Genomic DNA, 13,757 nt, shown 5'->3' with positions numbered 1-13,757 from the left:
TCAAATGAATCAAATGTCCTATAGATCTTTATATCTATTGTTTTCAAAGGCTTTTATCCCCCCTTCCCTTATACAAATCTTTTAAACATCTAATCTACTTTTCCAAACCAACACTCCACATTAAAACGCTTTAAAAATCATTTTTTTCATATGTTATTCCAGCAATATCTTAAGAGAAAATTTACTATTTTCAAAAGTTGGTTCAAAGTATGCTAACAATAATATGACCATTCACGTAATACCTTTAATTTGCTACCTTATTTTGCTATATTTAAGTAGCATTTATATAAAGTGAAACTTCCATCCGTGAGGGTTTTACTGCCAGTTGCTGCGGGGATGGTTCCAACGATTTGATACTTTACATGTACAAGTTGGAGAAGGGATGAATTATGGAAACGAACCACAAAATAAAATCCGATATTGAAATTGCGCAAGCCGCCACATTAAAGCCTATTCAAGAGTTTCAAAAAAATTATGATATTCGGCATGAGGAATTAGAGCCGCACGGACATTATAAAGCCAAATTATCACTTGATATGATGAATCGTCTAGCCGACCAACCTGATGGAAAATTAATTTTAGTTACCGCAATTAACCCTACTCCAGCAGGTGAAGGAAAATCAACAGTAACTGTTGGCCTTGGACAAGCATTAAATATGCTTGGGAAAAAAGCAATGATTGCTTTACGTGAGCCTTCACTCGGGCCGACTATGGGTATTAAAGGAGGGGCTGCGGGTGGCGGTTATTCTCAAGTTCTGCCGATGGAAGAAATCAATTTGCATTTTACAGGTGATATTCATGCGATTACAACAGCAAATAATGCATTAGCTGCATTTATAGACAATCATATTCACCAAGGTAATGAACTTCAAATCGACACACGACGAATTGTATGGAAACGTGTCGTTGATTTAAATGATCGTGCATTACGCCAGGTTGTTGTTGGCTTAGGCGGACCTATTCAAGGTGTACCACGAGAAGATGGCTTTGACATTACGGTTGCATCAGAAATTATGGCTGTGTTTTGTTTAGCTACAGATTTGCAGGACTTGAAAAAACGTCTAGCTCGAATTGTAGTCGCGTATAACATCGATCAACAACCTGTAACTGTAGCCAATTTGGGCGTTGAAGGAGCGCTTACCCTTTTATTAAAAGATGCCCTCAAACCGAATCTTGTTCAAACCATTGAACACACTCCTGCTTTGATTCACGGAGGTCCATTTGTGAACATTGCCCACGGGTGTAATAGTGTCATCGCGACAAAGATGGCTCAAAAATTGAGTGATATCGTCATTACTGAAGCGGGCTTTGGTGCTGATTTGGGTGCGGAGAAGTTCTTAAATATCAAATCGCGATTTGCTAATCTTAATCCTGAAGTTGTTGTCATTGTCGCAACGATTCGTGCGTTAAAAATGCATGGTGGTGTAGCGAAACAGAATTTACATCAGGAAAATGTTGATGCCTTGTGCGCTGGTTTAAGTAATTTGCATAAACATGTTGAAACAATACAAGCATTTAACTTGCCATTTGTTATAGCGATTAACCGGTTTGTCACAGATACGAATCAAGAAATCGAGACATTGCAAGAATTTTGTGAAGAAAACGGGTTTCCTGTAGCATTAACAGAAGTGTGGGAAAAAGGCGGCGACGGTGGTTTAGAATTAGCCCATAAATTATTAAATATATTAGATCATAATCAGCAATCCTTTAAGCCTTTATATGATGTAAGTGATTCCATTCCTAATAAAATCCGTAAAATTGCACAAATCGTCTATGGTGCCAAAGATGTTGTTTTTACTGATAAGGCGCAAAAACAAATCACTCAATTCGAAGCACTCGGCTGGGATCAATTACCGATCTGTATGGCTAAAACTCCTGTATCATTATCAGATGATCCAACCAAACTCGGAAGACCTACTGATTTTACGATCACCATTCGTGAATTCAAACCATCTATAGGGGCTGGATTCCTTGTTGCACTTTCTGGTAATGTGATGACGATGCCTGGACTTCCTAAGGCACCAGCTGCGTTGTTAATGGACGTAGATGAACATGGACGGGCTATCGGACTTTTTTAAAAATTGTCTAACCGTACGGAGTAGTATTCATTTTTTATTCAATAGCATTCCCCTTTTTGTCATAATAAATAAAGAATAAAATTTAGCGTTCAACTCATCCTATTTAAGAGTTCACTATTAAGGACTCATGTTGTACAAACACCACAGTATCAACAGAGGGGAGAATTACTTTGACGTTACAAACAACAGAAAAAACACGCTCAGTTGAAGAAGCGATTGAATCTCGTCATAGTATCCGAAAATTTAAGCAAGAAGCCATTCCGCAAGACGATCTGAACCAAATATTTGAACTTGTTCGTCTTGCACCGAGTGCCTGGAATTTACAACCTTGGCGCTTTCACCTCATCACCGATACACAACTTAAAGAAAAACTACAGGATGCTGCCTATGGTCAACAGCAAGTGACTTCAGCTCCAGCTGTAGTTATCGTTGCAAGCGATATGGAAGACACGATCAAAAATTTAGCAGAAACCGTCCATCCAGGTTTATCTCAAGAACGTAAACAAGAAGAAGTCGCTAATCTTTCTGGTTTCTTTGGTGGTATGAGCATAGAAGAACGAGGTCAATGGGCATTAACTCAAACGAATATTGCACTCGGATTTCTTTTAGTTACCATTCAAGGAACTGGTTACGCTAGTGTTCCAATGTTAGGTTTTGAACATGAAAAAGTAAAAGAAATTTTAGGCTTAGCCGACCATGTCAAATTTGCTGCAATGGTTCCTTTTGGCCGAGCAGATGATGAAGGCTATCCTCATCACCGCTTTAGTTTGGAAAAAATCGTAAAATACCATTAATAATAGGAAAGCAGAAGACCCTTTGTGTCTTCTGCTTTCCTATTATTGTGCAAATGGGCTGAAACTTTTGTGTAGAAAAAATGAGTTTTTCCATATAAATAGAGCTTCAACAGAAAACAATAAAAGAACACAATCCGTATAAACATTTAACATGCACTAAACTGAAATAAGTTCAGTTCAATACATTTTTTTATATCCTATTTACTAAAATGGAGGGTTTTTCTTGCGATTTCCACATGATTTTTTATTCGGAGCAGCAACTGCTTCTTATCAAATAGAAGGAGCCTGGAATGAAGATGGAAAAGGCGAAACGAATTGGGATGCGTTTTCAAAAATTCCAGGTAAAACTTATGAGGGCACAACTGGAGATGTAGCTATAGATCATTACCATAGATACGAAGAAGATATTCAATTAATGGCCGAAATGGGACTTGAATCGTACCGTTTTTCTATTTCATGGGCACGTATATTGCCAACAGGCGATGGCGAAGTCAATGAAAAAGGTTTGCAATTTTACAATAGTGTAATTAATGAATGTTTGAAGTATGGTATTGTTCCATTTGTCACTCTTTATCATTGGGATTTGCCTCTGACGCTTGAAGAAGATGGAGGGTGGACGAACAAACGAACAGCGGAAGCTTTCGTCAAATATGCTGACATTTGTTTTCGCGCATTCGGAGACCGCGTTAAACATTGGATTACGTTTAATGAAACGGTGATGTTTTGTGGTTTAGGTTATTTAAAAGGAGCGCATCCACCTGGAATCCAAAATGATGAAAAAAAATACTTTCAAGCAACTCATTACGTGTTTTATGCACATGCCAAAGCCGTAGAAATATATAAACAACTGAAGCAATATGGCGAAATTGGGATTACCCATGTATTTTTACCTGCCTTCAGCGTCGATGATAAACAGGAGAATATATTAGCTGCTAGGCACGCTAATGAATATGAAACGTTTTGGTATTATGACCCCATTCTAAAAGGGGAATATCCGACTTATGTGGTTGAGCAATTAAAGGAGAAAGGCTGGACCCCAAGTTGGACAGAAGACGAACTAAATATGTTAAAAAGAAATGCGGGTAAAAATGATTTTATTGGTCTTAATTATTACCAACCTATTCGAGTAGAAAAAAATCACGAATTAGTTTCTTCTAAGGAACATTCAAGAGAAACGTCTACTCTAGCACCAGGCAACCCTTCTTTTGATAACTTCTTCCGGACTGTAAAAATGGAAGATAAAACCTATACAAAATGGGGGTGGGAAATTTCACCTCAAGGATTTTTAGACGGCCTGCATATGTTAAAAGAGCGTTATGGTGATATTAAAATGTATGTAACCGAAAACGGACTTGGTGACGAAGATCCTATTATCGAAGGAGAAATAGTAGATGTTCCTCGCATTAAATATATTGAAGAACATCTAAGAGTTATTAAACGAGCAATTTCAGACGGAATTCATTTAAAAGGATATTACGCATGGTCAGCCATTGATCTATTAAGCTGGTTGAATGGGTTTAAAAAGCAATACGGATTTATCTACGTGGATCATCATGATCATTTAAACCGAAAGAAAAAGCTATCATTTCACTGGTATAAGCACTTCATCGAGACGAGAGGCGAAGGTCTGTAAGGAAAAAGAAATCTTCCATAATAATCAAAAAACAAAAATCTTAATTCCACCCAAAATCAAATAAGAAAAAAGGCATGGAGAACACCTCTCTATGCCTTTTTTCGTGTGAATATTACTGGGGTTTGCTAAAATTAGAGATTTCTTTTGTGAATTATTGTTTTGCATTCATTAGTATTTTGGTTATTTTTTATTCGGTTTCTTTTCTTCTAATTTGTCTTTGGAAATAAATAAAAATAGGTAATGGGATGACAATCCATCCTAAACTTTTTATTAAACTATTAACCGCCATCTCTTTGGCATTCTGTTTTTGTTGTTCCCTCGCTTTTTCTAGACGTTCTTCACGTTCTTCTGGAGTAAGTTGGTTTTCACTTCCATGTTCTTTTTCATACATTTGTTCCTCATAATAATAATAATCATAATGATAGCTTGGAGGAACGACATAATCAGCGATCGCCATAAATGTTGCAACACTTCCACCTATAATCATCATCAAAGTTACAAATGAAATAAGATAATAGTACGTTTTCTTTATCAAATAATCTTTCATTTCTTCTTGCCCCCCGTCCCCCTGTTTTCGTGAACCTAAAAATGCTGCTAATAAAAAAATAAAAACACCAAAAAATACAATGAACATAAATATACTTAAAACCATTGGTCCCCTCCTCTCTTCACAATATATTTTATTCGCCTAGAAGTACTTAATTACCTTGTCCCCTTGCCACTGGTGCGAAAAATTTTTTTTACAAAAACAAAACCACACCTATTAAAACTTACCCTCTTAAGTTTATACTTTTACGTTTCACCTTATGTAAGACCACGTTCCTATAAAAAGAAAAATATCCCTCACTACTATTCAGTGAAGGACATTTTATGGATTTTAAAAATCTAGTTTAGCTTTTAATCTTAGACAACTAATTATTTTAATATTTTATTTTCTAAATCATCAATCATTAGATTTGCAGCAATTACACCGCCTGCTGTATTCCAAATCGAATCATCTACTTTATGGGCATTTCCATTTGCAACAACAGGTAGCTGTTGGAATAACGGGTCATTTAACCATTCTTCTTCCACTTTCGAACCTTCCCCATCACCTGTTTCATATGTGAAATAGAAAAGAATATCACCGTCCATTTGTGGAGTCATTTCTTTCGTTGCTCCCATAATAGCAAACTCATCGACATTTTGAGCTTCAGGACGTGCAAAGCCGATTTCATCTAGAATTACTCCTGAGAATGAGTCCTTTTGATAGATTCGCACATCTCCACCCATAAAGCGAACCATTGAAACTTGCATGTCTAATTTTTCTCCAGCTTCCTCTTGGATTGCAGTAATACGGTCCGCGTAGCTATCTAATACTCTTTGTCCTTCTTCCTGTTTGTTTAACGCTTCAGCATAAAGCCCAAAGTTAATTTTCCAATTTCCACGAAGTGTTTCTGCAAATATAGTTGGTGCAATTGCATTTAGTTGTTCATATACAGCTTCTTGACGCATTTTGTTTCCGATAATTAAATCGGGTTGTAGGGCAGCAATTGCCTCTAAATTCGGCTCACTTTCGGTACCTACTTCCTGAACACCTTCCATTTTCTCACTAATATGTTCGTACCAAGGGTCACCCGTCCATGATTTAACGGCCCCAACAGGTGTTACCCCTAATGATAATAGTGCTTCTGTTCCCTCATTCGTTAATATAACGACTCTTTCAGGTGTTCCTTCAATAGGGGTAGACCCCATTGCATGTTCAACTGTATAGGTAGTTGTCTCCTCAACTTCTATTTCAGCTTCATCCTCAGATCCTTCAGAACCTGACACTTCCCCTTGTTGCGCTTCACTTCCGCAAGCGGCTAGCACAAATATTAACATGAATATAAGTGCAAAAAGAATAGCTTTAAAGTTTTTCATAAAATTCCCCTCCAAAATATGTAATTGATAATAACTTTCATTTGCAATTAATATCTTAAAATTTGTTTAATAACTTGTCAACAGTTAATTGATAATGAATTTCAAAATCATTGACAATAGTTCTCATGTGAAATAGACTAAAAAAGTCAAATGAGGATCTACATATTTAATAAAGACTTGATAAGTAAGTTGCAAATTACGATTTTTATGTAGAAGGGGTTACAAATGTTATTACAAACTACACGTTCTAAAACTCTAGCATTATTTCTTGGTATCATAATATTTTTATTGTTTACTTGTGTCAGTATTGTCTATGGTTATACGAACACGACTTGGAAAATGGTTATAAATTCATTTATCCATTTTGATGGTTCGAATGAACACCTTATTATCCAAACAGTACGTCTACCAAGGGCTTTAATTGCAGCGGCTGTCGGAGCAAGTCTCGGAATTGCGGGAGCTTTAATGCAAGCAATGACGAAAAACCCTCTTGCCGACCCAAAAATATTTGGCATTAACGCTGGTGCCAGTTTTTTTATCGTATTTGCCGTATCATATTTTTCAATCACTTCATTGGGAACTTTTGTCTGGATTGCTTTTGCAGGAGCCGCGGTTGCCGCAGTCACGGTTTACTTCATCGGTTCGTTAGGAAGAGATGGATTAACACCGATGAAATTCACATTAGCTGGTGCTGCAATATGGGCATTGTTCTCCTCGTTAACACAAGGAATGCTCGTCTTAAATGAAAAAGCACTAGAGGAAGTACTTTTTTGGTTAGCTGGTTCAGTTCAAGGCAGAAAACTAGAATACTTACAAAGTGTTCTTCCTTACATGGTGATCGCCTGGATTGGAGCTCTTGTTATGGCACGTAACATTAATCTGTTAACGATGGGTGAAGATGTTGCTAAAGGGCTCGGCCAGCGTACAGGCGTTATTAAACTCGTTTTAGCAATCATTATTATATTTTTAGCTGGTGGGTCTGTTGCTATTGCTGGCCCAATCGGATTTATTGGGATTATGGTACCTCATATTGCCCGTTATCTCGTTGGGATTGACTATCGATGGGTGATCCCTTACTGTGCGATTATTGGAGGGATTTTATTACTTTTTGCTGACATCAGCGCCAGGTACGTCATCATGCCACAAGAAGTTCCTGTAGGAGTCATGACAGCTATCATTGGAACTCCATTTTTCATTTATATTGCACGTAAGGGGTTGACTAAATCGTGAAACTGCAAAAATATAAATCATTGCGTCTAGGAAAAGAAAAAGTTTCCTTTTTAATCGACCAAAAAGCTTTATTAACCTTTGTTATCCTTTTAGGATTCACTTTTTTGTTCGCTTTACTGAGTGCTGGACTGGGAGATATGAAAATCAGCCCAGTCAATGTAATAAAAGCATGGTTTGGAACTGCCTCAGATATGGAAACTTTAGTCGTCAACTCTTTTCGACTGCCGAGAATTATTACAGCCCTACTCGTCGGGATAGGTCTTGCCATTTCTGGTGCGATTTTACAAGGATTGGTTAGAAATCCGTTAGCTTCTCCAGACATTCTCGGAATTACGGGGGGAGGAGCCGTTGCGGTCGTTTCTTTTTTAGTGATTTTTAGTGATAAAAATAATGCGTTAACCGTAAGTATTCATTGGTTACCTTTGGCTGCTTTTCTAGGTTCGATGATGATTGCGATTTTTATCTATTTACTCTCATGGAAAAATGGAATTTCACCTATCCGACTTATATTAATTGGAATTGGGCTATCTGCTTTAACTCAAGCATTAACAACTTTATTTATGATATTGGGCCCTATTTATCGAGCGAGCCAAGCAACGATTTGGCTGACAGGCTCTATTTATGGAGCTAGCTGGCAAAATGTCTCCATCTTATTACCATGGACATTATGTTTACTCTTCGTCCTCGTTTTCGCTATAAGACATTTAAATGTACAAGAATTAGGGGATTCCATCGCTACTGGTGTTGGCAGTTCTGTAGGAAAATACCGAATACTCCTCCTATTACTAAGTACAGGTTTTGCTGCAGGAGCAGTTGCTTTTGCAGGTGGGATTAGTTTTGTCGGATTAATTGCTCCACATATCGCAAGAAAGTTAGTCGGTTCTTCATTTGGTGCACTAATCCCAGTTGCCGCATTAGTGGGTGCCCTTTTGGTCATTGTTGCCGATCTGATCGGGAGGGTCATATTCGGTCCTACAGAAATTCCCGCAGGTGTCTTTACTGCTCTGATTGGAGCTCCTTATTTCATTTATTTATTATATAAACATAGAAACCTATAAAAGAAAGGCGGTAGTCGTGATGAGGCTTGGACTTGAAACAGAATCTTTAACACTAGGCTATGGAGATACAATAATCATCGAGGATTTAAACCTACAAATTCCTAAAGGGAACATTACGGTTTTTATCGGTGGAAATGGTTGTGGTAAATCGACATTACTACGTTCGCTTGCACGATTATTAAAACCAAAAACGGGTTCGATCGTCCTAGACGGTACTTCCATACAACAGATGCAAACGAAAGAAATCGCCAAACAATTGGCTGTTCTTCCCCAAGGACCAGAAGCTCCTGAAGGACTTTCGGTATTACAGTTAGTCAAACAAGGCCGTTACCCGTATCAAAATTGGTTAAAACAATGGTCTGATGAGGACGAAAAGAAAGTTTATGAGGCATTAAGAGCCACACACCTAACTGAATTAGCTGAGCGACAAGTAGATTCTCTATCTGGTGGGCAGCGGCAGCGAGCGTGGATTGCGATGACACTTGCTCAAGATACAGATACGATCCTTTTAGATGAGCCAACCACTTATTTAGATATGACACATCAAATTGAAATTTTGGATTTATTATTTGAGTTAAATGAAAAGGAAAATCGTACGATCGTCATGGTCCTCCACGATTTAAACTTAGCCTGTCGATATGCACATCATATTGTAGCGGTCCAAAACAAACAAATTTATGAACAAGGAAAGCCAGAAGATGTCATCACATGTGACCTTGTAAGAGAAGTATTTCGAATGGAATGCCAAGTAACGAGTGATCCGATTTTTGGCACCCCTTTATGTATCCCATTTGGTAAAGGGCGTTGCTTATTGGATAGCAAAGGTAGAAAACCTAGAGTAAAAATGAGTTAGAAGGAGTAGCCTCTCATGAGTCTACTCCTTTTTTACTAGCTTCGACACTAGCTTTTATATAATGGATTTGGCACTTTAATATAAGCATAATCCGTGACATCATCCTTTAATCGCATGACTGTCAACGCTTTTGTTTCAACGGTTGGCCCTAATAATGTCTCCATATCTAAATCTACATCAGTTTTTAAGTTTTCTTGTTTTTTCAAGTTCGAAAAGATATCAATGCACTTATTTCTCACTATTTCCCAAAGTTGCTGTTCGTCTATATTATATTGTTTCGCTACTTGATATGTGAGTTCACCCAACTGACTTTGAAAAACAGTATGAATGACTTTATTTTGCATTTCAGCAACATTATCACCAATTGTTACAGAGTTAGGAAAGTAACTTCCGTAGATTCCTTGTTTTTCTAATCGCTCTTGATAAACTCTAACTCCACCTAAGTCACGTATGATTGCTTGAATAGGTTCGTAGTCTTTAAAAACGATAAGCGTGTTTTGCAAATGACCTTCTAGCCCAATCCCGTACTGCGTCATTAACGGGATCACCCCAGTTAGGACGACGTCAATATATTTTTTAAAAAAGGATTTAACATTTTCAGTTAGTGAATTGGACGGATAACGCACATGAAAATTTTCAATGATCTCGTATACTAGTAATTGGTTTGTTACAGGAGATAGGTTATATAATGCACAGGCAACTACGGCCTGTTCGTTTTCTTTTATTAATGACTCTGGGTTACTTCTTATCAACACTGCCAAATTTTTGTTTCGATGGTACGAATAGTTATCCTTTTCAATTGTCGAATGGAAACGGACTCCAATATCTTCACCAATAATAGTCAATTTTCCATTGAAGTAGTTTTCTTTTTTTAATATCTTTTTAAGGATTTTCGTTAATTCAGGCCCATTATGAACGGAGTTTGGTGAGATCGTTCGAACTGCACTCGTCATTTGAATGTTGAGTGGTAATTTAAAATGAAACTTTTTCTCTTCAGCTATTGGTGCCACTGTTCGAACGGATAAGGTTGGCTTCGTTTGAAGGGTAAAGTTTTCAATAATAATAATATCTCCTGTTTCGAGCTCATTTCCGTACAGTGTTGGCAGTATTTGTTTCTTCTGCCATGGATGAACAGGGAGGATAATATATTGATTTGGATCTACTTCTTTTTCTAGACAACTAGTATAAAAGCGATCATGAAGCTCTGGATATTCTTTATACCAAAATGTATTTACTTGCGACAAGTCAATATTCGGATTATGGTAAGCTACTTCTTTATGTATCGCAACAAAGTGGAGTGATACCACTTGATCAAATTCACTAGAGAACTGGATAATTTCCTCGATACTTAAGCCCATTTTAGACTTTGTACAAGGATGAAGCTGATGACCTGTCACACATAATTGTTCAAAAAACAAGGAGCGATCAAAGAGAGCATCAACACCAGCTAACCCATCTACTAATTCCATACAACTTCCCCAGCTTTGCTGTTCACACATTATTTTCAAATCCTGATGTTTTGTTTTCTGGAATAATAATCCTAACCCCATATTCGCAACACTATTTGCTAGTTCTGTTTGAAAGCCATGTAAGTTCGTGTGTGTCATTCCTTGTTCCTGCATGTTCTCAACGATAAGTTCAATTAAATGAATAGGATGATAAATTTCAGAAGTACAGAATTCATTATCCATAAACGAAATGTTCTTTGCCAGTTCAAATCGGTTGTAGCTATACTTTCTCGCAATTGGAATTATCATTTTCCCTTTAGAAAATGTAAGTACGACTTTTTTTGATTGGGAAAGTTGATGATCTATCTCCTCACTTTTTATAAACCCCTCTCGTAACAAGGCATTTACCATTCTTTCCATGATCATAAAGCGAGCGCTTGAGACGACTTGCAAATACGTATGTTTCAATTCAGGGTAAGTTTCATTTATAAATTCATACATTTCTAATTCTTTTTTTTCTAAGTTTAATTTTGTTAGTAACATCTTTCCCCTCCTGCCCCAATATTCATTTTTTAAAAGCAATGCTAACATCATGTAAAGACATGATGTTAGCTAAGCGTAATGCTGCATGTTCTCTTTATATTTATGACTGCCCATCTAAAAGTAATCGGATAATTTTCTATATAGTGAAAGCTAGCTTTGCAAACATTCAGACAAAGACCTTCTAGGACAGCCTTTACATACTGCACCTTCTTTAGAAATAGCATAATAAAAACAACACGTTTTCCGTATGCGAACCGCCTTACCATCAAGATTGGTTTTTTCGCCGTAATAGGCAGCTATTGGATTAGTTGTATTATTTTCAAAAATTAAGTTTTGTGTTTCATAAAGTAAGAAATCAAAATCAATCTGGATTTTATCCCTGATTTCAGGTGAAAGGTCTGTTTGTTGTAACAACGACTCAAAAATCCAAAAAGTATAAATCGATGTATTTTCCCATAAGATTTGTTTTGGAATTTTACACAGGTGAGATACCTCGTTCCAAAGTGAACTTAGATGGTGCTGAAAAATCGTTTTAAACAATTGATTTCGGCAACTTTCGCGTTCTTCTTCCGTATCGGGAATACGTGCTTTTTGCTTTTTTAAATAAAGGCGTGGCAACCACTTTTCATTTGAAACAGACGGCAAAATCGTTAAATTACTAACATCCATTTCTAATTGTTTATTTAACATTAAAAAAGAATAAATGGCAGGTGCAATAATAATGTAACTATATCGTTTCGAAAATGCTGAAGCAGCTACCATTAAGTCTGGAGCTTGGAGTTCTTGTTTTATTTCTTCTAAGTAAGTAACAAGTTTTTGCCTATCAAGCATATCGTTCACTTCGATGGTTAGCTCACTAGTTGCCTCTTCTTTAAAACAAATCCGATATTCTTCTAGTTTTTTTTGCTCATCTATGGATAATAATACTTCACGCATTTTAACCTCCAAAAACCAACAATCCTTCGCCCTGATCCTACCGTTCCATTACAATATGTATTAATTGATCACTGCGTTTTTAAGTGAATTTGATTTTGCGTATAGTACAATCCTATCTGTATTGATAATCATTGTCAATTAAAAGTGGAGGTTTTTCATGTCATGGTATTAACTTTAAAAATACCCTGCCACATTCAAGTAGCAGGGTGACCGAAACTCATATGATATGTCATCAAACACAAAGATAAATTCTTGCACTAACAATAGTGTTATCCTATTTCTTCTGTACGGTCTGTTGCAGGAGATGGTGTAATTGATAAGCTTGAAATTTCATCTCGCCATTCTTGTGTCATATTGATATCGAGAGCTGCCAATGAATATTCAAGTTGTTCTACATTTCTTGCGCCAATAATTGGTGCTGTCACACCTGGGTGAGCCATTACCCATGAAACGGCTAATGTCGCAGGATGGATTCCTTGTTCATTTGCATACGCAGTAAACCGTTCCGCCACTTCAAAATTCATTTTGTCATTATAGCGCTTTGTGTACATTTCTTGCTCCACTAATCTTCCTTGTGCGGGCTTATTATTGACACCATACTTGCCAGTCAATAATCCTCCGCCTAATGGACTGTATGTAATAACTCCTAGTTGTTCGGACTTGGCGAGTGGTAAAATTTCGACTTCTGATTGGCGTTTCACCAAGTTATACATCGGTTGAATTAACTCAAATCTCGCTAACTGCTCTTTAGCAGAAATGCCTAAAGCTTTGGCGATTTGCCATGCCGCCCAATTACTTACTGCAGGATAAAGGATTTTTCCTTGCGCTTGTAAATCGTCTAATGCCCGAAGCGTTTCTTCCATTGGCGTTTCATCATCAAATTTATGTACGAAATAAAAATCAAGGCGATCTGTTTTTAATCTTCTTAATGTATTTTCTACCTCAAGCATGATATGACGGCGGGATAGACCACGCGCATTAACATCTTTTCCTGTTGGAAAGTATACTTTTGAAGCAATAACCACTTCATCGCGACAATCAGCGATACATTCACCTAATATCTCTTCTGACAAACCGTCGCTATACATATTAGCGGTATCAAAAAAGTTTATACCTACCTCACGAGTCCGTTTAAACATTGCCTTTGACGTTTCTTTATCTGCATTTCCACCAAATGACATTGTTCCAAAACATAGGCTTGATACTTTAATTCCTGTTTTACCAACCGTGCGATATTCCATCCAATCCCTCCACCTGTTTAGTTTTTCATAGTATGAAACAA

At 37.1% G+C, this 13,757-nt stretch carries 11 protein-coding genes; 6 read left to right on the top strand and 5 right to left on the bottom strand.

Annotated features, from left to right (window positions below; all coding sequences use genetic code 11):
• Window positions 1–389 precede the first annotated feature (389 nt).
• The 3 genes from BK574_RS02415 to BK574_RS02405 all read left to right on the top strand — a co-directional run bounded on the left by BK574_RS02415 (window position 390) and on the right by BK574_RS02405 (window position 4,505).
• The gene (locus BK574_RS02415) at window positions 390–2,078 is read left to right on the top strand and encodes a formate--tetrahydrofolate ligase (RefSeq protein WP_078427342.1); all 1,689 of its coding nucleotides are present in this window, start codon (window positions 390–392) and stop codon (window positions 2,076–2,078) included.
• A gap of 170 nt (window positions 2,079–2,248) precedes the next feature.
• A complete protein-coding gene (locus BK574_RS02410) occupies window positions 2,249–2,872 on the top strand; it encodes a nitroreductase family protein (RefSeq protein WP_142247869.1) in 624 nt (207 codons plus the stop codon).
• A gap of 223 nt (window positions 2,873–3,095) precedes the next feature.
• Entirely contained in the window at window positions 3,096–4,505 is a 1,410-nt protein-coding gene (locus tag BK574_RS02405; protein ID WP_078427340.1) for a GH1 family beta-glucosidase, read from the top strand.
• A 187-nt stretch (window positions 4,506–4,692) separates the two neighbouring features.
• Here BK574_RS02405 and BK574_RS02400 read toward each other — a convergent pair whose 3' ends face one another.
• The gene (locus BK574_RS02400) at window positions 4,693–5,157 is read right to left on the bottom strand and encodes a hypothetical protein (RefSeq protein WP_238457922.1); all 465 of its coding nucleotides are present in this window, start codon (window positions 5,155–5,157) and stop codon (window positions 4,693–4,695) included.
• Between the two features lie 263 nt (window positions 5,158–5,420).
• A complete protein-coding gene (locus BK574_RS02395; RefSeq protein ID WP_078427339.1) occupies window positions 5,421–6,407 on the bottom strand; it encodes an ABC transporter substrate-binding protein in 987 nt (328 codons plus the stop codon).
• Between the two features lie 225 nt (window positions 6,408–6,632).
• Between BK574_RS02395 and BK574_RS02390 the strand changes: the two genes are divergently transcribed.
• The 3 genes from BK574_RS02390 to BK574_RS02380 are packed head-to-tail and all read left to right on the top strand — an operon-like array spanning window position 6,633 to window position 9,548.
• A complete protein-coding gene (locus tag BK574_RS02390; RefSeq protein ID WP_078427338.1) occupies window positions 6,633–7,637 on the top strand; it encodes a FecCD family ABC transporter permease in 1,005 nt (334 codons plus the stop codon).
• A 2-nt stretch (window positions 7,638–7,639) separates the two neighbouring features.
• The gene (locus BK574_RS02385) at window positions 7,640–8,695 is read left to right on the top strand and encodes a FecCD family ABC transporter permease (protein ID WP_078430757.1); all 1,056 of its coding nucleotides are present in this window, start codon (window positions 7,640–7,642) and stop codon (window positions 8,693–8,695) included.
• A gap of 19 nt (window positions 8,696–8,714) precedes the next feature.
• On the top strand, window positions 8,715–9,548 hold the full coding sequence (locus BK574_RS02380; RefSeq protein ID WP_078430756.1) for an ABC transporter ATP-binding protein: 834 nt from the start codon (window positions 8,715–8,717) through the stop codon (window positions 9,546–9,548).
• 47 nt (window positions 9,549–9,595) lie between these two features.
• Here BK574_RS02380 and BK574_RS02375 read toward each other — a convergent pair whose 3' ends face one another.
• The 3 genes from BK574_RS02375 to BK574_RS02365 all read right to left on the bottom strand — a co-directional run bounded on the left by BK574_RS02375 (window position 9,596) and on the right by BK574_RS02365 (window position 13,716).
• Window positions 9,596–11,539, bottom strand: a complete 1,944-nt coding sequence (locus BK574_RS02375) for an IucA/IucC family protein (RefSeq protein WP_158211502.1) — start codon at window positions 11,537–11,539, stop codon at window positions 9,596–9,598.
• Window positions 11,540–11,689: 150 nt separating this feature from the next.
• Window positions 11,690–12,475, bottom strand: a complete 786-nt coding sequence (locus tag BK574_RS02370) for an IucA/IucC family C-terminal-domain containing protein (RefSeq protein ID WP_075386505.1) — start codon at window positions 12,473–12,475, stop codon at window positions 11,690–11,692.
• A gap of 269 nt (window positions 12,476–12,744) precedes the next feature.
• The gene (locus BK574_RS02365) at window positions 12,745–13,716 is read right to left on the bottom strand and encodes an aldo/keto reductase (protein ID WP_075386504.1); all 972 of its coding nucleotides are present in this window, start codon (window positions 13,714–13,716) and stop codon (window positions 12,745–12,747) included.
• Window positions 13,717–13,757 lie beyond the last annotated feature (41 nt).

The sequence above is a fragment of the Alkalihalobacterium alkalinitrilicum genome, assembly GCF_002019605.1.
Taxonomy (GTDB): domain Bacteria; phylum Bacillota; class Bacilli; order Bacillales; family Bacillaceae_F; genus Alkalihalobacterium; species Alkalihalobacterium alkalinitrilicum.
This window is presented reverse-complemented; position numbering and strand designations above follow the sequence as displayed.